The sequence below is a fragment of the Trabulsiella odontotermitis genome, assembly GCF_001188485.1.
GTDB classification, from domain to species: domain Bacteria; phylum Pseudomonadota; class Gammaproteobacteria; order Enterobacterales; family Enterobacteriaceae; genus Trabulsiella; species Trabulsiella odontotermitis_A.
The window spans coordinates 1-19,616 of record NZ_JNGH01000032.1; the positions used below are offsets into that span (position 1 = coordinate 1).

At 52.2% G+C, this 19,616-nt stretch carries 21 protein-coding genes and 7 pseudogenes; 8 read left to right on the forward strand and 20 right to left on the reverse strand.

Features of this window, described 5'->3' with window-relative positions; genetic code table 11:
* The 4 genes and pseudogenes from GM30_RS26935 to nrfG form a co-directional block, all read left to right on the forward strand.
* Nucleotides 1–488, forward strand: a 488-nt coding sequence (locus GM30_RS26935) for a cytochrome c-type biogenesis CcmF C-terminal domain-containing protein (RefSeq protein ID WP_274519030.1), incomplete at its 5' end; no start/stop codon positions are given.
* Nucleotides 469–858, forward strand: a pseudogene (locus tag GM30_RS26940) (cytochrome c-type biogenesis CcmF C-terminal domain-containing protein); the annotation flags it as partial. The gene GM30_RS26935 and the pseudogene GM30_RS26940, both read left to right, overlap by 20 nt.
* 18 nt (nt 859–876) lie before the next feature.
* Nucleotides 877–1,260 carry a heme lyase NrfEFG subunit NrfF gene (gene nrfF, locus GM30_RS02190; RefSeq protein WP_072094006.1) on the forward strand — a complete coding sequence of 128 codons (384 nt, stop codon included), beginning with the start codon at nt 877–879 and terminating at the stop codon, nt 1,258–1,260.
* A pseudogene (gene nrfG, locus GM30_RS02195) lies at nt 1,229–1,873 on the forward strand (heme lyase NrfEFG subunit NrfG); the annotation flags it as partial. The gene nrfF and the pseudogene nrfG, both read left to right, overlap by 32 nt.
* 165 nt (nt 1,874–2,038) lie before the next feature.
* Here nrfG and GM30_RS02200 read toward each other — a convergent pair.
* Both GM30_RS02200 and GM30_RS02205 read right to left on the reverse strand, forming a co-directional pair.
* Nucleotides 2,039–2,803, reverse strand: coding sequence for an SGNH/GDSL hydrolase family protein (locus GM30_RS02200; RefSeq protein WP_049847314.1), 765 nt, complete (start codon nt 2,801–2,803; stop codon nt 2,039–2,041).
* A 10-nt stretch (nt 2,804–2,813) separates the two neighbouring features.
* Nucleotides 2,814–3,863, reverse strand: a complete 1,050-nt coding sequence (locus tag GM30_RS02205) for a porin (RefSeq protein WP_049847315.1) — start codon at nt 3,861–3,863, stop codon at nt 2,814–2,816.
* Nucleotides 3,864–4,281: 418 nt separating this feature from the next.
* Between GM30_RS02205 and GM30_RS02210 the strand changes: the two genes are divergently transcribed.
* Complete coding sequence (locus GM30_RS02210) at nt 4,282–5,652, forward strand: class-II fumarase/aspartase family protein (RefSeq protein WP_049847316.1); 1,371 nt, start codon at nt 4,282–4,284, stop codon at nt 5,650–5,652.
* Nucleotides 5,653–5,706: 54 nt separating this feature from the next.
* On the opposite strand, the gene GM30_RS02215 is transcribed toward GM30_RS02210, so the two are convergent.
* Nucleotides 5,707–6,594 carry a MurR/RpiR family transcriptional regulator gene (locus GM30_RS02215; RefSeq protein ID WP_049847317.1) on the reverse strand — a complete coding sequence of 296 codons (888 nt, stop codon included), beginning with the start codon at nt 6,592–6,594 and terminating at the stop codon, nt 5,707–5,709.
* Between the two features lie 283 nt (nt 6,595–6,877).
* Between GM30_RS02215 and dcuC the strand changes: the two genes are divergently transcribed.
* Nucleotides 6,878–8,254 carry a C4-dicarboxylate transporter DcuC gene (dcuC, locus tag GM30_RS02220; protein WP_049847318.1) on the forward strand — a complete coding sequence of 459 codons (1,377 nt, stop codon included), beginning with the start codon at nt 6,878–6,880 and terminating at the stop codon, nt 8,252–8,254.
* An 87-nt stretch (nt 8,255–8,341) separates the two neighbouring features.
* Nucleotides 8,342–10,036, forward strand: coding sequence for an NAD-dependent malic enzyme (locus GM30_RS02225; RefSeq protein WP_049847319.1), 1,695 nt, complete (start codon nt 8,342–8,344; stop codon nt 10,034–10,036).
* Nucleotides 10,037–10,307: 271 nt separating this feature from the next.
* On the opposite strand, the gene GM30_RS02230 is transcribed toward GM30_RS02225, so the two are convergent.
* The 8 genes and pseudogenes from GM30_RS02230 to GM30_RS02265 form a co-directional block, all read right to left on the reverse strand.
* On the reverse strand, nt 10,308–11,150 hold the full coding sequence (locus GM30_RS02230; RefSeq protein WP_049847320.1) for a DUF4942 domain-containing protein: 843 nt from the start codon (nt 11,148–11,150) through the stop codon (nt 10,308–10,310).
* A 104-nt stretch (nt 11,151–11,254) separates the two neighbouring features.
* Nucleotides 11,255–11,743 carry a DUF1643 domain-containing protein gene (locus tag GM30_RS02235; RefSeq protein ID WP_049847321.1) on the reverse strand — a complete coding sequence of 163 codons (489 nt, stop codon included), beginning with the start codon at nt 11,741–11,743 and terminating at the stop codon, nt 11,255–11,257.
* Between the two features lie 103 nt (nt 11,744–11,846).
* Nucleotides 11,847–12,338, reverse strand: a complete 492-nt coding sequence (locus tag GM30_RS02240) for a DUF5983 family protein (RefSeq protein WP_049847322.1) — start codon at nt 12,336–12,338, stop codon at nt 11,847–11,849.
* Nucleotides 12,335–12,667: pseudogene (locus GM30_RS02245) on the reverse strand (TA system toxin CbtA family protein); the annotation flags it as partial. The pseudogene GM30_RS02245 and the gene GM30_RS02240, both read right to left, overlap by 4 nt.
* Nucleotides 12,664–13,251: pseudogene (locus tag GM30_RS02250) on the reverse strand (amino acid ABC transporter permease); the annotation flags it as partial. The pseudogenes GM30_RS02245 and GM30_RS02250, both read right to left, overlap by 4 nt.
* On the reverse strand, nt 13,235–14,011 hold the full coding sequence (locus GM30_RS02255; protein ID WP_049847324.1) for an amino acid ABC transporter permease: 777 nt from the start codon (nt 14,009–14,011) through the stop codon (nt 13,235–13,237). The pseudogene GM30_RS02250 and the gene GM30_RS02255, both read right to left, overlap by 17 nt.
* Nucleotides 14,011–14,826, reverse strand: coding sequence for an amino acid ABC transporter ATP-binding protein (locus GM30_RS02260; RefSeq protein WP_049847325.1), 816 nt, complete (start codon nt 14,824–14,826; stop codon nt 14,011–14,013). The genes GM30_RS02255 and GM30_RS02260 overlap by 1 nt, the downstream gene beginning before the upstream one ends.
* A gap of 1 nt (nt 14,827) precedes the next feature.
* On the reverse strand, nt 14,828–15,658 hold the full coding sequence (locus tag GM30_RS02265; protein ID WP_124965746.1) for an ABC transporter substrate-binding protein: 831 nt from the start codon (nt 15,656–15,658) through the stop codon (nt 14,828–14,830).
* A 242-nt stretch (nt 15,659–15,900) separates the two neighbouring features.
* On the opposite strand from GM30_RS02265, the gene GM30_RS26680 reads away from it, so the two are divergent.
* The gene (locus GM30_RS26680) at nt 15,901–16,068 is read left to right on the forward strand and encodes a hypothetical protein (protein ID WP_192901434.1); all 168 of its coding nucleotides are present in this window, start codon (nt 15,901–15,903) and stop codon (nt 16,066–16,068) included.
* Between the two features lie 280 nt (nt 16,069–16,348).
* Here the strand turns inward: GM30_RS26680 and GM30_RS02270 are convergent, their stop codons facing one another.
* The 9 genes and pseudogenes from GM30_RS02270 to GM30_RS02300 all read right to left on the reverse strand — a co-directional run.
* Nucleotides 16,349–17,194, reverse strand: a complete 846-nt coding sequence (locus GM30_RS02270; RefSeq protein ID WP_049847326.1) for a DUF4942 domain-containing protein — start codon at nt 17,192–17,194, stop codon at nt 16,349–16,351.
* Nucleotides 17,195–17,278: 84 nt separating this feature from the next.
* Nucleotides 17,279–17,482 (reverse strand): DUF957 domain-containing protein, encoded by a 204-nt coding sequence (locus tag GM30_RS02275; RefSeq protein ID WP_049847327.1) that lies wholly within the window; start codon nt 17,480–17,482, stop codon nt 17,279–17,281.
* A 29-nt stretch (nt 17,483–17,511) separates the two neighbouring features.
* The gene (locus tag GM30_RS02280; RefSeq protein WP_049847328.1) at nt 17,512–18,003 is read right to left on the reverse strand and encodes a DUF5983 family protein; all 492 of its coding nucleotides are present in this window, start codon (nt 18,001–18,003) and stop codon (nt 17,512–17,514) included.
* Nucleotides 18,004–18,013: 10 nt separating this feature from the next.
* A pseudogene (locus GM30_RS02285) lies at nt 18,014–18,214 on the reverse strand (TA system toxin CbtA family protein); the annotation flags it as partial.
* A gap of 47 nt (nt 18,215–18,261) precedes the next feature.
* Nucleotides 18,262–18,408, reverse strand: coding sequence for a hypothetical protein (locus GM30_RS25925; protein ID WP_155483899.1), 147 nt, complete (start codon nt 18,406–18,408; stop codon nt 18,262–18,264).
* Between the two features lies 1 nt (nt 18,409).
* The gene (locus GM30_RS02290) at nt 18,410–18,721 is read right to left on the reverse strand and encodes a type IV toxin-antitoxin system YeeU family antitoxin (RefSeq protein ID WP_049847329.1); all 312 of its coding nucleotides are present in this window, start codon (nt 18,719–18,721) and stop codon (nt 18,410–18,412) included.
* A 31-nt stretch (nt 18,722–18,752) separates the two neighbouring features.
* A pseudogene (locus GM30_RS23615) lies at nt 18,753–18,932 on the reverse strand (DUF987 family protein); the annotation flags it as partial.
* 2 nt (nt 18,933–18,934) lie between these two features.
* Nucleotides 18,935–19,369 (reverse strand): annotated as a pseudogene (gene radC, locus GM30_RS02295) (RadC family protein); the annotation flags it as partial.
* Nucleotides 19,370–19,379: 10 nt separating this feature from the next.
* Nucleotides 19,380–19,616: antirestriction protein (locus tag GM30_RS02300; RefSeq protein ID WP_162212972.1), on the reverse strand; the 237-nt coding region annotated here is incomplete at its 5' end.

Below are 19,616 nucleotides of genomic sequence, written 5' to 3' on the forward strand. Positions count from 1 at the left end.
TGTTCGCGCTGTTTGCGGTTTTAAGCCTGGGCTCGTTGCTGCTTTACGGCTGGCGCGCGCGTATTGAACGGCCTGCTGCACGTTATGCTGCCTGGTCGCGGGAAACGTTTATTCTCGCCTCATTACTCCTGTTCGCCGCCGTATTGCTGATCGTGCTGATTGGTACGCTTTACCCGATGATTTACGGCCTGGTCGGCGGCGGAAGGCTCTCCGTCGGCGCGCCGTATTTTAATCTCGCCACGCTGCCGTTTGGTCTGCTGATGCTGATAACGCTCGGGCTGGCCGCGGGCGGTTTCTGGAAGCGCTCACCGCACGGCAGCATGCGGCGAATAATAAGTATTTTGGTGATTGCGCTGGCAGCGGTGGCGCTGACATGGTCTTTCGGCGTGCAGGTTGCGCTGCCTTGCGGTCTGGTGGCGGGAGTGATGGCGGCGCTGTGGGGGCAACCGCTCACCATGTTCAAACNNCCGACAGGAAATCAGCGTTAATCTCGCCCAGGGGCAGAGCGTGACGCTGGCAGACTACACCTTCCGCTTCGAACGACTGGAACAACTGGCGAAGGACAATTACACCACCGAAAAAGCGTTTATCGACATTTACCGGAACGACGCGCGATTCGCTACGCTGACCCCCGAGCGCCGCTATTATCCCGCACGACGCCAGCAGATGGTTGAACCCGCCATCGACTGGGATTTGCTGCGCGACCGGTATGTGGTCATCGGCGAAAAAACCGGTGAGAATCGCTTTGCGATGCGCTTTTATGTGCAGACAGGCATCCGCTGGATTTGGGGCGGCGGCCTGCTGATGATCGCCGGTGCGCTGCTCAGCGGCTGGCGCGGGAGACGCTATCATGGCTAGAGTCTTGATCATGNNACGTTGTTGATAGCTGGTGTCGCGCAGGCGCAGATCGTCGACACCTGGACCTTTGCCAGCCCGCAACAGCAGGAAACCTCGCTCAGTATTGCCCGCCAGCTGCGCTGCCCGCAGTGTCAGAATCAAAATTTACTCGAATCCAACGCGCCGGTGGCGGTCAGTATGCGCCATCAGGTGTTTACCATGGTGGCGGAAGGGAAGCGCGAAGAGGAGATCACCCGCTGGATGACGCAACGTTATGGTGATTTCGTTCTTTACAGCCCACCGTTAAAACCGCAGACGTGGATCTTATGGGGCCTGCCGGTGCTGCTGATCGTACTGATGGGCATCATTCTGTGGCGGGGTTTNCGACACGCTTTGCCGCGAATTACAACAGGATCTGCGTGAACCGCAGGCCATACAGGCGACGCATGGCCCGGCACCGGTATGGATGCTGAGCGCCGCAGCGGTGCTGCTAATGCTGGCGTGTCTGGCAGGCTACGGATTGTCGTCACGGCCTGCTGCCGTCATGGCAGAACAACAGCGCCTTGCCGATCCGCTGCATGCGTTTTCCGCCGAGGGCGAGCCTGAGAAACAGCTTACCGCGCTGCAGGATAAGATTCGTACCACGCCGCAGGACAGTACGCTGTGGGCGACGCTCGGCGAGTATTACCTCTATCGCAACGCTTACGACAATGCCCTGCTGGCTTATCAGCGGGCGTTAGCGCTGCGTGGCGACAATGCCGAACTCTACGCGGCGCTGGCGACGGTGCTCTACTATCAGGCGGGGCAAAACATCACGCCGGATACCCGCAAGATGATTGACCGCGCGCTGGCGCTGGATGCCGGTGAAGTGACTGCGCTGATGCTGCTGGCCTCCGACGCGTTTATGACCGCCGACTACAAGCAGGCCATTACGCTCTGGCAGCAACTGCTGGATGCCAATAGTCCGCGCGTCGACCGGGCAAAACTGATTGAAGCCATCAATCTGGCGACCATGCTCAAAAACCAGCAACAATAATCCCCTCGCAAAAACTCTCCTGAAATCAGGGCGTAATACCCGTGTCATTACTGCAATTGATCTCAAAGGCGTCTCCTGTGCCTTTGAGCATCACCGCCTGTTTCATGAGTTGGCAGCCTCTCCCGCACAATAGCGAAAACACGGGAGAGGCCGTTACTGCCGCGGTCAGTTAGCGCGGAATTCCTTGACGGTATCCCATGCGACCTGCTGCAGCGCTTTGGCGGTTTGCCCGGTCATATCGCTGTCGGCAGGCAGTGCGCCGCCAATCGGTGACTGGTCATACAGCGTGGCGAACAGCACGCTGGCGGCCAGATAGCTTCCCGCCAGCGAGGGGTGATTTCCGTCGCTATGATACAGATTGATTTCAGGATGCGTCTTAATCGCGTTACTGAAAGCCAGCCCGACCGGTGCGACGTATCCCCCGGTTTTACTGGCTATATCCAGATAGGCTTTCTCCAGTTTTTCAGTTTGCTCGGGTTTATCCTTGCTGGCCCAGGTCATAAAATAAACCACACGCGAGCCCTCTTTGTGGGCAATATCTGCCATTTTGACGGCGGACTCCGTGAAATAGTCACGCGAATCTTTTTTGGCGGAAAAAGCCTCTGTTGAATTCCCCTGAAAAATCACCACGTCCCATTTTTGCAGCGTATTCTGGAATTCAAGATTCGGAAGGTGCCAGCCTAAACGTCCAGAGGAAATTGTGATTCCCCGGAACATATAGTCTTTAGCGTTATTCGGTAACAGCGAACGGCTGAGATCGCGCAGTCGGGTATTGATATTATTGTTATAATGCGTATAAGAATTTCCGTAGATCGCAATGGATTTATTGACTCCGCTCAGTTTATCCTGCGGTTTGGCTGCAATAATCGTGTCGGCCTGCGCGTCGACCATCAGCGCCAGCCCTGCCAGAAACAACATGATTTTTTTCATTATTCTCTCCTCAGAAGTCGTAACGCAACCCGACGATAACGGCGTCATCGTTGATCTTCTCGTTTTTACTGGCCAGTGTTTTAAGATAAGTTGCCGATAAATAAACGTTCTTTGCTAAGGTAAGTTGCGATTCAATTCGCCAGCCCTCGTGTTCGTACACATCCTCGTCGGCTTCATCCAGGACGCTGTACCCGCCAAGCACTTTGAATTCTCTGGTGAATTGGTAAGAGGCAACGGAATCGAAGCTCGTATAGTCATTGTCAGATTTATTGTCTCTTTCTATGGAGACCTTACCCGCCGTTACGGCTAATGACAGATCGCTATAATCGAGCTGCAGCCCGCCCATTACCTGGCTGTGCTTCCTGCGGCCGTCAGTGGTTTTTACGCCGTCCTGACGGTTATATTGACTGGCGGCAATCGCCGGTGTGATTTTTACGTCGCCGATTTTAATCATCTTGCGATAACTGGCCATCATGCCGTTATCAAGTGCATCGTTGTCGCTATTACCATTTCCAAAAACGTGAGCCAGTTGCACCTGGTGCCCGCTGAAATCACCGTTCCATTGCAGGGTGCCGTCCTGACGGTTAAATTGGTAAGAGTCGTCAATCGTGGTAATACCGTAGTTATATACGTTCGGCGTAAAGTTTTTATATTTGTCCGTCATGCGCATGACCTGATATAACGGGTTTTTAGTACGACCGGCAATCAGCTCGCCATATTTAGCATGAGAAAGCCCCAGATAGGCGTAACGGGCGTCGAGGTCGTTATCGTTAGTTTTATTATCATCTTTTTCGGTACGAACCTGCCACTCCAGGCGACCGACAAGTTTAGTGTCTTCCAGTAAAGAGAGGTCGCGGGTTAAATAAACCCCTAAACGTCCCCCTATTTGGCTACGGGAGTCATCATTAGCGAAAGATGCATCGCCATTCGCGAGTTGCCACTCAATACGCCCGTAAATATCCAGCGTGGTGGCTTTATCTTTATAGACGCTAATCGCCAGCGCTGATGTACTTGCCCCAGATAAGGCAATGAATAATAATGTTTTGGCTTTAATGCTCATGCTGTTCTTCCCCTTAAAAAATAAATATGTTCGCCCTTGATGCAGGATTGAATAGTTATTATCAGGCGCCATTAATTTTTAGTTACACTCATCCAGAGCGGATACGGGAATTGGTTTTTCTCATAATAAAATGTGATTATACGCACATAAAATAGAGCGCGATGGCGGCTTTTGTTATTTCGTGGCGGTTTTATTAAAAATAAAAAATGGCGGTTTAATTGTTTTTCTGTGAACTGAGATAGAGATGATGTATTTATGTTAATCTCATCACGTTTTTCATGTTGTACTCCCCGGGACAGATGGGAAATGCATATTCCCCTGTTTATGCAAAAAGAATTGCTCCAGAATACTCGTTATACAGTTAAAATTGATTTGAATGATACGCTGTTATCAGCGACGTACGTCACAGGAGTTTATAATGCCAGGCAGTCAAAGTTCGGTATTTGATTCAGAATTGTATTCTTCTCTCTTCACGCAGCCGGAGATGAAATCAATCTGGTCCGATGATAACCTTCTTCGTTGTTGGCTGACCTTTGAAGCAACCATCGCGCATGTGCAGACTGAGTTAGGTATTATTCCCCCTGAAGCCGCCGCGGAAATTTCCGCCGCCTGCCAGACGCTGAAAATCGACTGGCCGCGCCTGGCCAGGGAAACGCGCTCCGTCGGTATGGCGATTAAGCCCCTGGTTGATCAAATTGCCGATGCTGGTTCCCCTTTAGTCAAAAAATACCTTCACTGGGGCTGCACGACTCAGGATCTGCTGGATACCGCCCTGGCCATGCGCATGAAGCAAACCCTGCAACTGCTGCGCAGGCAGTTGGTGCAGTTGGGCGAAACGTTGAAAGCGATGGCGCTGGAGCACCGACATACGGTGATGGTCGCCAGAACGAATTCCGTTGATGCTTCCGCCACGACGTGGGGGCTACATGTCAGCAGCTATCTGTCCGAGCTAACCCGCCACCTTCAGCGCCTGGATCGCCTCTACCCGGCGGCGACTACCGGCCTGTTTGGCGGAGCGGTCGGCAACCTGGCATCCGTCGGCAGCCAGGGAATGGCGATACGTAAGCAATTAATGGACGCGTTAGGGCTGTCATGCCCGGTCGGTATGAGCAATGCCAGTCAGGATCATGTCGTCGAAGTGGTGCAGTTTTTTGCCCTTGTGCATGGCACGCTGTGTCGCATGGCCAACGACGTTGAAACGCAGGGGCGCACGTCCGTGGCCGAGTTGCGTGAAGGCGAGGGCGGGGGAGGATCCAGTACGATGCCACACAAGACGAACCCCCGCGCGAGCAATATGATCCAGACGCTTTCCCGCATGGGCTGGAACTATGCCTCTGGCGCGACCAGCCTTCTCGACCAGTGTGATGTGCGGGCTGCCTCCGCTCGCGTACTCAACTGGACGCTGGTGCCGGAGTCGGCGCTGGCCTTGTCGGCCAGCCTTGAACGTGCTGTCCGGTTATTTACGCATCTGGTGGTGGACAAAGAGAAGATGCGCGGCAACTTCGCCGCTTCAAAGAACTTCATTATGTCGGAATCCGTCACCATGGTATTGGCGGAGAAAATGGGGCGCGGTGCCGCTTACGATCTGATGAAAGCGTTATTAAAAGACGCAGACGGCTCTAAAGATCTGTTGCAGTGCGTGCTGGAAAATCAGACCGTTCTTGACGCGCTGACTGAGACTGAGATTGTCGCCGCTTGCGATCCATTGTCTTATCTGGGCTGCAATGACGCGCTGATCGAGGAAACCGTCACAGCCTTCGACGATTACATTCATGTCCGGACGGCGTAGTACAGCGACATTCGCTTCCTGCCGACAAGCAGGTGTGTCGACAGGAAGCGGTCATTATCCAGGAAGAGGAGAAAAGGTTTCAAAAAAGACAAACAATTCCTCCAGTTGCTCGAAATTGCCCTCACCTTCGCCTTTTTCATAGGCCAGATGCAACACCAGCTCAATAAAAAAGAAACCGACAATGCGGCTTTTGAATACGGATTGCGTATCGCTCGGCAACACAAACTGCAGGTTACAAAATTTGCCGTACGGGTTGGACTCCGAGTTAGTAATCAGCACTACCGTCGCGCCTTTTTTACAGCACCATTCGGTAACGCGGATCACTACCCGGTTAAAACGGTAGTAGGAGAAAACGATCAGCACGTCCTGATCCGTGACGGTCAGCAATGACTTCGGCAACTCCCCAACGTCCATAGAAAGCAATGTGACCCGATCGCGGAAATATTTAATCAGGGTAGTAAAATGTTTCGCCATCGCATAGGAAGACGCGGGACCGATAACGTATATATGTCGGTTGGTATTCAAAATAATATCGATAAATTTATCCAGACTGTCAATATTGATATTATCTTTAAAATTCTCGAACAAGGTCGTAACATTCTTATTGAATTCGGAAACAATTTGCGCCGTGGTAATCTTTTCTTTCACCTGAATGCGTGATGCCAGCTCAAACGGTGGCACCATTTTTTGCAGTGTCAGCGTATTTTCCAATGCCCGACGGAAGTCGGCATAGCCGATAAATCCCAGCTTATTTAAAAAACGCCCTACCGTTGCTTTACTCACCGTGGCATTGCGGGCAATGTCGATGATACCGTGAAAAGGGAGTTCGTTGAAATGTTCACGTATATACGCATCAAGACGGTGTTCTGACTCGGTTAGTGAACATAAAAGCACGGTTTTTGAAATATAATCCTCTAATGTTAAAGGGATGTTTTTTTTCATAATAGTAGTCCTTACACACTATGGATAAAAAGATACTATATTCTTTATAGAGAAAAGTCTAATCACATAATAATGCTTTGCTATAGCCTTCTGTATAGTGATTGACATATTTCCTGTTATGAGATCATGCGCACAAACCCCAGCGGGAAAAACAATTTCTCATAGCTCACATTGCCCTGATTCGATCATGATTTCATTACGGCATCAGTCTCTGACTTTATAGAGAATTAGGCGATCTAAATATAACTAGCCGTCGTATATAGGAAAACAAAAGGACGATCTCATGACCGCATTTGTAATCGCAATCGTGATCACTATCATTGCAGCATGGTTAATCATCAAGAACTTCCAACCTCAGACGGTATTGCTGCTGGCTGGTTTGTCTTTATTGACCATTACTGCTGTCTTCTATCCCGAAAATAGCATTCTCTACGGTAAGGCTACCTCAACCGGTTCCACCTGGCTGGATATCTTTACGTTTGCCAAAGATTCGCTCTCCACGCAGATCGCCGGTATCGGTTTGATCATCATGGCCGCGGGCGGTTTTGCCAGTTATATGGATCATATCAAAGCCTCCAATGCAATGGTGAACGTCTGCATTCGTCCCCTGCAAATCATCAAGGCACCCTACGTGATCCTGGCTGTGGGGTATATTTGCGCACAGTTGCTGCACGTCGCGATTTCCAGCGCCGCCGGGCTGGCGATGATGTTATTAGTGACGTTCTTCCCGGTGTTGGTGCGGCTGGGTGTCAGTAAAGCAGCAGCAGCGGCGATGATCGGTTTGTGCGCCTTTATGGACTTAGGCCCCGCGGTCGGCACGGCCAACCTGGCGGCTAAACATGCCGGCATGGAAGCTGCCGTTTACTTTGCGCACTATCAGATGCCTGTGGCTGTTGCCGTTATGTTGGTGGTGTCGGTGCTGATTTTCTTTACCGCCAAATATTATGACAAGAAAGAGGGTCACGTGATGACCAGTCAGACGGCGGACGACACGACGCCTCAGGGTGAGGACAGCGAAAAAGTGCCGGGGCTGTATGCTTTCCTGCCTGTATTCCCGGTGATTCTGGTGTTGGTCTTTAGCCCGTTGGTCATCTCCACCATTAAAATCGACGTAGTTACCGCTATGATTGCCGGCACAATACTGGCGTTCGTGTGCGAACTGTTCGTCAAACGCGACTTCCGTGGTTGCTGTAAAGGTGTGCAGGTATTTTTTAAAGGAATGGGCGGGATGTTTACCAGCGTGGTTTCATTGTTGGTGTGTGCGGATATCTACGCGCAAGGCATGCAAAAAATCGGCGCGGTGGATTACCTGCTGGAGATGGTGCAGAACGCGGGCTTTGGCTTTGCCAGCATGACCGTGGTGATGACGCTGCTGGTAGGTATAACCGCCGTATTGACGGGCTCCGGGGTTGCGGCGTTTTTCTCTTTCTCCGGCATGGCACCTGCTATCGCCACGAAATTTGGTGAAAGCGCCGTACATATGATTCTGCCGATGCAACTGATGGCTGGAATGGGACGTTCCATTTCTCCCGTCGCAGGGATCATCATTGCGGTCAGCAAAGCCGGTGAATGTTCACCGTTCATGATTGTGCGTAGAACCTTAATTCCGGCGCTCGGCGGCATGCTTACCATGTTGCTGGCTAACTATCTGTTGTTCTGAAAGGTGTGTCGTCAGTGCGATGTCATTAAATCCAGAGAGCCTGGTGAGAGTACTTTGCTGTCAACATCAGTTAGCCGGACGTAAGTTATGACCCACGAAATCAGAGACAATTTACTTTATATCCCTTATTCAGGCCCGGTTTTACTGGAATCCCCGCTGCTGAATAAAGGCAGCGGGTTTACTGAAAAAGAACGCGAAATGTTTAACCTGAGTGGGCTGTTGCCCGCAGCGGTTGAGACGATTGAAGAGCAGTCGCTGCGGGCCTATCAGCAATTTCTGGATATCAAGTCGGATATTGCCCGTCATATCTATCTGCGCAATATTCAGGACACCAACGAGACGCTGTTTTACCACCTTCTGAGCAAGCACCTGGTGGAAATGATGCCGATTATTTATACCCCGGTAGTCGGACATGCCTGTGAACACTTTTCCGACATCTATCGCCGCGCCAGGGGATTATTCATCGCCTGGCCGGACCGGCATATAATCGACGATATATTGCATAACGCCACAAAGCAGAATATCTCGGTGATTGTCGTCACGGACGGGGAGCGGATCCTCGGCCTGGGCGATCAGGGAATTGGCGGTATGGGGATTCCTATCGGCAAACTTTCGCTGTATACCGCCTGCGGTGGTATCAAGCCGTCGCATACGCTGCCAATCCTGCTGGATGCGGGAACAAACAATTCCCAACTGCTCAATGACCCTTTGTATATGGGTTGGCGCCATCCGCGCATCACCGGCGACGCGTATTTTGAGTTCATCGAGATGTTTATCCGCGCGGTTAAGCGCCGTTGGCCGGACGTGCTATTACAGTTCGAAGACTTTGCCCAACAGACGGCGATGCCGCTGCTGACCCGCTATCGCGATGAGATCTGCTGTTTTAATGATGATATCCAGGGTACCGCTGCGGTGACCCTGGGATGCCTGCTGGCGGCAAGCCAGGCCTCCGGACGTCGGTTATGCGATCAAACGGTCGTCTTCCTGGGTGCGGGATCGGCCGGGTGTGGCATTGCCGAACATATCGTCACGCAGATGGTGGCTGAAGGGTTGACGGATGCGCAGGCCCGTGCGCGCATTTACATGGTGGATCGCTTTGGCCTGCTTACGGACGATCAAACCAATCAGACCTCTTTCCAGTCACCGCTGGCGCAGCCGCGCTCGCGTTTGGCGGGGTGGGGCGGTCAGCAGGAGGCGTTCTCGCTGATAGACGTGGTACGCCAGGCAAAACCGTCCGTTCTGGTCGGTGTCAGCGGGCAGCCAGGACTGTTCAGCGAAGCGGTGATCAGGGAAATGTATCGTCACTGTCCGCAACCGATCGTCATGCCGCTTTCCAACCCGACCTCACGCGCTGAGGCACGGCCGGAAGATATTCTGCGCTGGACCGATGGTAACGCGCTCATCGCCACCGGCAGCCCGTTCGAGCCGGTAAGCCACGGGGGAAAAATGTATCCTGTTGCGCAATGCAATAATGTTTATATCTTCCCTGGTGTGGGTCTGGGCGTGATGGTAAGCCGCGCCACACGCGTCACCGATAACATGATGATGGCGGCCAGCCGCACGCTGGCACGTTGTTCGCCGCTGGTGCGCGACGGACATGGCCCGCTGTTGCCCAGTATTAATGACATCCGGCAGGTGACGCAGGCTATCGCCCTGAATGTTGCTCTGGCTGCTCAACGTGATGGCGTCGCCGTAAACATCCCGCAGGAAACCTTGCAACATAACATCGCGGCCGGATTCTGGCAGCCGCAATATCTTCAGTACAAGCGCACCTCATTCTGATAAGCAATTTGCGCCGGGAAGGCCTTGATGCCGTCGGTAACGGCGGTATCCATTCCAGAAAAGCAGCAGGGCAGGTTCAATGTGATGATTTACGTTGAAATCGGAAGATGTGATGGTCATGGCCCCCCTGCAGACTTCGAATGTAATTCGATAATACTTTGTTATTATTGCTATTTTATACGTTCGAATAACTCAGAGGCCCCCAATTAGGCCCCCGATCACATTTCTCTGGAGATCATGTAATTCCGGGCACTAAAATTGTGGTGTTGAACTACTTCGCAGCCAACATCCCCGGATAGTGTCTGGCGATGATGTCATTCAGTTGCTCCACCAGATCAGGACGTTTCATGGTGATGTGTGCCGAACCTTTCTGAAAATATTTGATTGCAAACATCTCATCCTCATAACGATTGCTGTGTCTGTTCTCATGAATATAGTCTCCGAGACGACGGGTGACATCGGCACGGTTGTCTGGAATGGGTTTTCCGTCAAGGATCATCAGCATGCGTTCAAGGTCAGCCAAGCGGTCACGTTGCCAGCCCCAGCTAAGTCCAAATCCCCACCGGTCATATTTCACCAGACCGCTGACAATGATTTTCGCGCCAAATTTGCAGGGCGAGTTGGTCTTATAGTTCCAATTCAGACCTTTGAAAACGTTGATTACCCCACGCTCAAACACATCTCCTTTATTCTGATGCAGTTGACTGAATGTGCTCAGTATGTTGGCTTCAGAGATCGCCGGGATGTCGTTTTTCTCCAAGCTGTTGTACCACTCATCACGGGTCTGAGCGTCCATGAGCGACAGCATTCCTGAGCGTTGCATTAAATCTTTCCAGATACTGCGATCGATATTGCGGGTGATGGCTTTCATCGTCGTTTCTGGTTTCTCCATCAACCAGCATTCATAACGATGTTGTTTCATTCCCCATTCATTCGCTTTGCCACCGCCAATACTGGTTGTTAGCGCTGAGATATCGTTAAGAAGATGGATAAGGATTTCTGTCAGGCTCAACGCTGCATTACGTCCGGTGACGATGCGTTCAATGCTGGTGGAGCAAATCACATCTGTGTAATCAGATAACACGTCAGGATCGGTATGCGTCAGTGCGACCATTGTTTTCTTTCCTTTATATAAGAACAAACGCCAGCCCGGTTAAGGCTGGCGCTTGTGTGGATGTATAATGTACAGAAGGTAGTTAATTCGGCTTTTATAGCCACTCAATCAATCTGGTGCTGTGCAAATGGAATGAGTTCCATTTTGCTGTGAACATACAGAGGGTGCCCTGGTTCTCCGGTTGCATTGATTTGAAAGCATTTCGTACTGGCGGGGAGAAGTTTTCGTATAGCTGCGGATCTCTGTAAATACTTTCCTTCATTTCCCCAGGCTGCGACCACAATCCCGGCACCAGCCACCATTTCATTTATATAACGATCATTGTCAGCTCCCACAGGGTCAGCCGCTTTCATCATTTCAAAACGGTTTGTATGAACATATGCAAACAAATTAACAATACGGATCCCCCCCATCCCCCATTGTTTAGCAAATGATATGCATCGCCCTGAAGTCGGATCATCCAGCTCAGCATCAGCATAAGAAGGATTCAGACCAATAAAGAGAGCATACGGCTTTGTTTCATCCCAGATTCTGGCAATCACATAACGATATTGCCCGCATTCCGAGAATACGGCACTTTTGATCATTTCCATTTACAAGTCCTTGTTGTAATTATGTCTCTGATAACAGGTTTATCAGACCGTTAAGCGCCGGACAACATAAATCCGGGGATGCTGTACCCGGAGAATAAGGAAATTACCAGTCAAAGACTTCAAAGCCCGGCAGACGTTCACCGGCCGCATCCAGATGAAGGATATCAGTGTGGTAACGGTGCATCAGTGTGACAATTAACCGGCGGCAGGCTTTTGAGAGCCCCATTCGCTTCAGCGCCAGTACCGGATACCGGCGGGCATTCAGCCTGAGCAGAAAACCGTAGCCTGTATACAATATCCAGTCGCTGTCGCCGCCGTCGTGGTACTGAAGTGTTGCCAGTTCCAGAATATCGTTATCCTGGCGGGTGATATGAGCGGTACTGCACTGAATACCGTTCAGGAGGACGACGGGCGGGAGTGAGTCTTCCACAACCTGCTTTCCGGGGTCATCAACAACGCGAAGCGAATAACCGTTATCACAGACCACATTAATCAGGTCGGTCAGTTCAATACCATCAATATCAACGGCAATCCGGCCCATGTTAAGGGCCAGTACGTTAATGGCATCGGCTTCCATGGTGAGGGACAGTTTCATCGGGTCACCCCACTGTGGTTGCCGCAGGTAATATCCGTGATGGCTCTGTAATTGTCCCGCATCATCATTCCGGTGGCTTTACGGGCGCGGAGAATATCAGTGCTGCTGATGAAGGGGGACTGCTTCGTGCCACTGAAGCCATGGCGGTCGGTACGAACCAGCCCGTACTTCTCCACGATAAAATTCACGGCGTCTGCCAGTGAAATACCGGCGTCAATATGCTGCTCAATGACGCCGTCGTTACCAAACGGTGTGTCGTTGACCGTGAGGCCGTAATGTTGCTCCAGCAGGTACGTGAGCAGGGTCTGCCAGACATGGACGGGTCCGGGTAAATTTGCACCCGGTTATTCACCTGTCCTGCAACCGTGGTCAGTTCAGGCACGTTCACAATGAACGCCAGTGACGTATCTTTCAGCAGGCTGATAAAAATCCCCACCAGAGACGGAAGTATATTCCTCAGAGCCTGCGGCAGCAGTACACACCTCAACGTTTGTCGTGTACTGAATCCCTGAGACAGGGCTGCTTCGTACTGCCCTGACGGTAACGCCCTCAGACCCGCGAATACCGAATGCATCACCGATGCCGCCGTAAACCAGGCCAGGGCCAGCGTCACGGTGAGCGCCCCTGGAAGATCGCTTCCTGTGATGAGTGGCAGAAGATACCACATCCAGAAAATCACAAAGATTAACGGAATGCCGCGAATCAGTTCTGCCCACAAAAACAGCGCCTTGCGCACGATCCCGGTAAAGCGCCAGGCCAGACATGCCAGAGCAATCCCGCCGGGCAGGGCGAGTAGAGCAGCCCCAAATGCCATCATTAACGAGAGCAATACCCCACCAGGCTCACCGGCGGCCGCGCGTCCCCACAGAAGATAATCGAGGTTATCAACAATGACATTAAGTCCGGCAATCATGTTTTTCACTCCCTGTCGTGACCATCGCCTGCTGTTTGCGTTTTGTTCCTGGACCGATACGTACCAGGAGTAACCCCATCACGACACCGGTCAGGAGATAGAGCACAGTACCGACGGTAAATGCCTCCAGCGCATGTGCGTTGTAACTTTCGATCTGCCTGACCTGACAGGTCAGTTCGGCAAAGCCAATCCCGCTGGCGAGGGATGAGAGCTTCATCAGATTGAGATACTGCCCCACAACGGGCTGCCATGCGTTAGCCAGTCCCTGCGGCAGAAGGATGTAACGAAACAAACGCCACGAGGAGAATCCCTGTGCGAGTGCCGCTTCCCGTTGCCCGGCAGGGACTGAACGTAACCCTGACTCCACCTCCTCGATTAAAAACGCCGAAGTGAAAACCCCTAATCCCCAGGCAGAACATAAAAACTCGGGGGTAAACCACCAGACGTTACCGGGCAAAATGGACCAGTTGTGTTCCGCATTCACCACATTTCTGAACGCCTGGGGCAGCCAGTTCCAGGCGGCGAAATACCAGAACAGCAATTGCACCAGCAGCGGGGTATTGCGAAACAGCGAGACCCAGCCATTAACAACCGCGCTGCCGAAGCGTCTACCTGAGAGGCGCAGAAGAAGGAAAAGCAGTGCAAGCAGGCTTGCAAGAATCGCCCCGGCGAGCGTAACCCACAGGGTGGTGAGAAAACCGGATAAAATCCACTGCAGAGGCTGCCCGGTCAGCACGCCCTGCCAGTCGAGGGTTAGCATTACAACCGCTCCTGATGCAGAGGGTTCAGGACTTTTTGCAGAAAGCGTTGCGCACGGGGATGTGATGGTTGCCTGAAAAATTGCTCCGGCGGTGCGGTTTCAAGAATTTGTCCACCGTCGATAAAAACAATCCGGTCGGCAATTTCCCGGGCAAACTGCATCTCATGGGTAACCACAATCATGGTGATCCCACTGTGGGCGAGGGCTTTCATCACAAACAGCACTTCACCAATCATCTCCGGATCCAGTGCGGAAGTAGGTTCATCGAACAGAATGATTTGTGGTGATGAGGCCAGGGCGCGGGCAATTGCCACCCGCTGTTGCTGGCCGCCGGAAAGTTCCGCGGGGAAATGGTGGGCTTTTTCCAGCATCCCGACGTTTTCCAGCAGTGTCAGCGCGCGTTCCTGAGCTGGCCGGGGCTTCCAGCCGTGAACATGCTCCAGCGCCAGGGTGATGTTCTGGCTGGCGGTGAGATGGGCATAAAGATTGAATTGCTGGAACACAAACCCGACCCGGCTACGCAACTGACGTAGCCCGTTACCGGAAAGCTGTCCGGTAGGCTTGTTGTCAACCAGGATCTCCCCGCCGCTCAGGGTTTCAAGCTGGTTGATAAGACGAATCAGGGTGGATTTACCGGAACCCGAAGGGCCGAGGATGGCAACCACTTCACCAGGCGTAATGGTGAGGTTGATGTCGTTTAAAACCTGATGGTCACCGTAGCGTTTGTCCACATTGCGAAATTCGACGCTGGCCTGTTCCAGATGTGAAAAATCCGCGGCACTGGCCGCGGAGGATGAAAATAAACCTGAGAACATATTACTGGGCTTCTATTTTAAAGGCGCGAGGTTGTGGAGAAGGCGTGCCTGGGCCAAACCAGACATCGTAGATTTTTGCCGCCTGACCATTCTTCTCAAGATTGACCAGCTCATTGTTGACCGCGTTCAGCAGTGCCGTTTCGCCTTTTTTCACCCCAACGCCAATCTCTTCTTTACTGAGCAGATCGGGAAGGATTTTAAAGTTCGCTTTATCCGGCGCCTGTGCCAGCAGACCTGCCAGAATCGTACTGTCCTGGGTGATTGCCTGCACGTTGCCATTGCGCAGTGCTGTCAGCGCCAGTGGAATGTCGTCATAAGAGAGCACGCGGGATTGCGGGAAACGCTGGTGCAGCGCCTGTTCGCCCGTCGTTCCCTTAACCGCGCCGATTCGCGCCCGGCCATAGTCATCGAGCTTATCCGGTGATTTTGCCGGAACTAGGAACTGTTGGCCTGTGACAAAGTAAGGGGTAGAAAAATCAATCACCTGCGCACGTTCCGGGGTGATGGTAATATCCGCCACAATCAAATCTGCTTTTCCGGACTGCAGCAGTGGAATGCGGTTGGCCGGGTTGGTGGCGACCAGTTCCAGCTTCACGCCAAGCGCTTTTGCCAGTGCTTTGGCGAAGTCCACGTCGTAACCCACGATCTCATGGGTTTTTGCATCTATTGAACCAAACGGCGGGTTGGCATCGAAAGTGGCCACTTTTACCACCCCCGCAGCCTTAATATCCGCCAGCTGATCGGCCTGTGCCTGGGCTGAAAGCAGACTGCCTGCCGCCAGTAATCCCAGCACCAGTGTCCGTTTTTTAAACCATTTTATGTTTGCTGCCATAGTAATAGATCATCCCGTGTTTTTGTTTTGTCCCGTTACGCTCCCATAAGCGAAAGCTATCGCCAAATAAGAAATCGTTCTTAGTTATTAGCAAAAAAGCATTAGTGAACAATGTGTTAACGATGGGTAAAGGAACGGGGAGGCTATTTGCAAATTTTGCACATCGACAGTCAGCATTGGTATTTCCCCTGCACGGAATTTAGTGGTTTAACGTAGAAAGGTTGAGCGAGAGGGTAAAGACGATGAAAAAGTGGATAAGCACGTTACGGCGGTTTTTTGCGACCCGATCAGCGAATGCGGAGAACAGCGCGCAACGTGTTCTTGAGTCAATACTCCCTGTCGCCAGCCTGTATGGCGTGGATGTAGCCAACATTGATCCGGAGTGGTTCAGTGATAAAACGCCACGCTGAACTGCGCCGCACGCGAGAAATGTACTGGAATGAGCTGTGCGATTAGGTATGCAGACTTGCCGCGTGCGGCGGGTAATCGAGTGACGTTCGATGGAGAGTTCATATCCCGGAATAGCAAAAACCCGCCTCAAGGGCGGGTTCTTTAAAGAAGTGGTGCCGGACTCGGAATCGATATTATCAATTAACTTATTGAATTTTATTATTTATTTTTGATGTGGTTGTTTTTGTGCCCTCAATTGTACCCTCAGTCCTTTTTGGTGCTGGATCGGCGGATTCATACTCAGGAACGAGAGGGTAACATTGAAGGAAAATGCTTCACTACAATATCATTCATTTTATCAATCAGTTCAGGGCGCTTCAATGTGATATGCGCTGTTCCCTTCTGAAAATACTTGATTGTAAACATCTCGTCCTCGTAACGATTGCTGTGTCTGTTCTCATGAATATGGTCTCCGAGACGACGGGTAACGTCAGCTCGGTTGTCGGGAATGGGTTGCCCATCAAGGATCATCAGCATGCGCTCAAGGTCTGCCAGGCGGTCGCGCTGCCAGCCCCAGTTCAGGCCAAATCCCCATCGGTCATATTTAACCAGTCCCGCCACAATAATTTTTGCGCCAAACTTACAGGGGCAATTGGTCTTAAAATTCCAGCTTAAGCCTTTGAAGACGTTAATGACACCGCGCTCAAATACTTCGCCTTTGCTGTGATGCAGTTGCTCAAACGTGCTGAGTATGTTGGCTTCAGAGATCGCCGGGATGTCGTCTTTCTCCAGACTGTTGTTCCACTCGTCACGGGCCTGAGCATCCATGAGCGAGAGCATTCCTGACCGTTGCATTAAATCTTTCCAGATGCTGCGATCAATGTTGCGGGTGATGGCTTTCATCGCCATTTCTGGTTTCTCCATCAACCAGCATTCATAGCGATGTTGTTTCATTCCCCATTCATTCGCTTTGCCACCGCCAATACTGGTTGTCAGCGCTGAGATATCGTTAAGTTGATGGATAAGGATTTCTGTCAGGCTCAGCGCAGCATTACGTCCGGTGACAATACGTTCAATGCTGGTGGAGCAGATCACGTCAGTGTGATCGGTTAACACGTCAGGAGCGGTATGCGTCAGTACGACCATTGTTTTCTTTCCTTTATATAAGAACAATCGCCAGCCCGGTTAAGGCTGACGTTTGTGTCGTGTGTCGGGGTACAGAAGGCAGGGCTATTCTGACCGGGCTCGTTGCAACAACTGCAGATGGCGGAGATAGCGAACGTCATTCAGTGCCTGCTCTACATGCGGGAGCAGCATGGTGGAGTCCGTATTGTCCTCGTCGTTATCGAAGATAATTCCGCTGTCGCAGTTGATATTGTCCCGTAGCCAGTCGATCAGGATTTGCAGGGCTTCTTCAGTGGTTAATGTCCGCATGAAAAGACCTCGTGGTAACCGGAAGCGGATCACCACTCAAAAGTGGAAAAACCGGATAACTGCTCGCCGAGGGCATCAAGATGAATAATGCGAATGTGATAACGGCACATTAATGTCACCACTAACCGACGGCAGGCTTTTGATAATCCCCGTTTCTTTAGCTGAAGTACCGGGTACTGCCACGCATCGAGGTGGATCAGATAACCGGAACCGGTATAGCAGATCCACTCACTGTCGCTGTGGTCTTCATGCTGGTGCGAGAGCGTATACAGCAGGGTGTTGTCTTCCTCCGTGATATGTGCGGTGCTGCACTGAATGCCGTTAACGCGGGCGACGGGCGGAAGCGGATCTTCAATAACCAGCTTTCCGGGCTCGTCAGCAACGCGAAGCGAATACCCGTTATCACAGACCACATTGATCAGGTCGGTCAGTTCAATACCATCAATATCAACGGCAATCCGGCCCATGTTAAGGGCCAGTACGTTAATGGCATCGGCTTCCATGGTGAGGGAGAGCTTCATCGTGTCACCCCACTGTAAAATTCACGGCGTCTGCCAGCGAAATACCGGCGTCAATATGCTGCTCAATGACACCGTCGTTACCAAACGGTGTGACGTTGACCGTGAGGCCGTAATGTTGCTCCAGCAGGTACGTGAGCAGGGTCTGCCAGACATGGACGGGTGACGGGCGTAACGGAGCCGCCCCCTTCCGGGGTGCTGATTGTGTTTTCATAAAGGGGTATCCTCTGTTAAATAAAAGAGGTGGAGAGGGTGAAGGGACTACGCTGTGGGGGGCTGACGAATGGCGTCCAGTGAAGCTTCCAGTGTGGACCAGTTAATGCCCTGTTCAGCATCGTGATGCTCATCGGCATGCTGCAGGACCGCAATGGCTTCCTCTTCGGTCACAGAGGCATCAATGCTTCGCACATCATCNACCGAGTGAATCTGCTTCGCAAGTCAGGCCTTTCGCGTACAGCGTGACGCCGTGTTGATGGCGGGGAGTGAGCTCACCACTGGTGAGCATCAGCTCCAGCTGTTTCATGAAGACCGGAAACACCTGGTCGAGATGGCGTAAATCCGCGTCGCTGAATTTACCGCTGATGCCGGCGCGGTCAGCCAGGTAGTGCAGGCGGTGACCTTCCTGCACCAGTCGTGCGCCAAAACCCGGGGTAATATCGCGTTTCAGTCCCCACCGGGGTGAAGCCGCATGGTCACCAGTGTCGGTCGTTTTGTTCTGCATGGTTAAGCCTCGTTAAAAAATGAGTTGAGGGTTAATTAAGGGTGACGCAACGCAGGACCACATACGGACCATGGCGGTCCCGGCGACGCTCCGCAAAGACCGCGAGTACACCTGAGATATCCTGTGCTTCCCGGCCGGCGTAATGGCAGACACTGCCGTACCAGCGATATCTGCCGGTGCAGAAGCGAAACAGGCGGGGCTGCGGGTGGCGGNGACGACCAGGTGATCGAGAAGACGGATATCAACCAGCGCCAGCGCCTGTTTAAGTCGTGCCGTAATCTGGCGGTCGGCCTGGCTGGGTTCAGCGAGCCCGGAAGGATGAGAGTGAGCGATAATGACGGCTGCAGCGTTATACTTCAGTGCCGCCTTCACCACTTCACGGGGATGCACTTCGGTATGGTTAATGGTGCCGGTGAAAAGAGTTTCGTGGGCTATCAGTCGATGCTGGTTGTCGAGGAAGAGTGCGGTAAATTCCTCCCGTTCCAGTGAAGCGAGCTGCAGACGCAGCCAGTCACGTACTGAGCTACCGGAGGTAAATGACGCACCGGGTTCGCGTAACTGGCGCTCCAGCAGGGTTAATGCTTCCCGGATGGTTTGCTGCTCTGCTGGTGCTAATGCGGCGGCAAACAGCGGTAACTGTTGTTCCATAATACTGACCTCAGTCAATGATGTGCATAATGGCGTTACATTCCGCATGGCTGAGCGCGTAATCCCGCAGACGGTAATAATGCGCAGTCATCGCGTCGCATTCGGTGTGCATGGCGTGGTGGCTGTATGCCATCAGACAAACGGCTATCCCGGCAGCTTCGGCGCTGAGTTCACCGCCGTTACCGTTCATGGCGTTAAACAGTGACCATTTATCTTTGCTATCGTCATCGGCTTTCCGGGCCCTAAA

Coding starts and splice junctions, on each gene's coding strand:
- GM30_RS02200 (WP_049847314.1), bottom strand. CDS start 2,803: ATGAAAAAAATCATGTTGTTTCTGGCAGGGCTGGCGCTGATGGTCGAC.
- GM30_RS02205 (WP_049847315.1), bottom strand. CDS start 3,863: ATGAGCATTAAAGCCAAAACATTATTATTCATTGCCTTATCTGGGGCA.
- GM30_RS02210 (WP_049847316.1), top strand. CDS start 4,282: ATGCCAGGCAGTCAAAGTTCGGTATTTGATTCAGAATTGTATTCTTCT.
- GM30_RS02215 (WP_049847317.1), bottom strand. CDS start 6,594: ATGAAAAAAAACATCCCTTTAACATTAGAGGATTATATTTCAAAAACC.
- dcuC (WP_049847318.1), top strand. CDS start 6,878: ATGACCGCATTTGTAATCGCAATCGTGATCACTATCATTGCAGCATGG.
- GM30_RS02225 (WP_049847319.1), top strand. CDS start 8,342: ATGACCCACGAAATCAGAGACAATTTACTTTATATCCCTTATTCAGGC.
- GM30_RS02230 (WP_049847320.1), bottom strand. CDS start 11,150: ATGGTCGCACTGACGCATACCGATCCTGACGTGTTATCTGATTACACA.
- GM30_RS02235 (WP_049847321.1), bottom strand. CDS start 11,743: ATGGAAATGATCAAAAGTGCCGTATTCTCGGAATGCGGGCAATATCGT.
- GM30_RS02240 (WP_049847322.1), bottom strand. CDS start 12,338: ATGAAACTGTCCCTCACCATGGAAGCCGATGCCATTAACGTACTGGCC.
- GM30_RS02255 (WP_049847324.1), bottom strand. CDS start 14,011: ATGCTAACCCTCGACTGGCAGGGCGTGCTGACCGGGCAGCCTCTGCAG.
- GM30_RS02260 (WP_049847325.1), bottom strand. CDS start 14,826: ATGTTCTCAGGTTTATTTTCATCCTCCGCGGCCAGTGCCGCGGATTTT.
- GM30_RS02265 (WP_124965746.1), bottom strand. CDS start 15,658: ATGGCAGCAAACATAAAATGGTTTAAAAAACGGACACTGGTGCTGGGA.
- GM30_RS26680 (WP_192901434.1), top strand. CDS start 15,901: ATGAAAAAGTGGATAAGCACGTTACGGCGGTTTTTTGCGACCCGATCA.
- GM30_RS02270 (WP_049847326.1), bottom strand. CDS start 17,194: ATGGTCGTACTGACGCATACCGCTCCTGACGTGTTAACCGATCACACT.
- GM30_RS02275 (WP_049847327.1), bottom strand. CDS start 17,482: ATGCGGACATTAACCACTGAAGAAGCCCTGCAAATCCTGATCGACTGG.
- GM30_RS02280 (WP_049847328.1), bottom strand. CDS start 18,003: ATGAAGCTCTCCCTCACCATGGAAGCCGATGCCATTAACGTACTGGCC.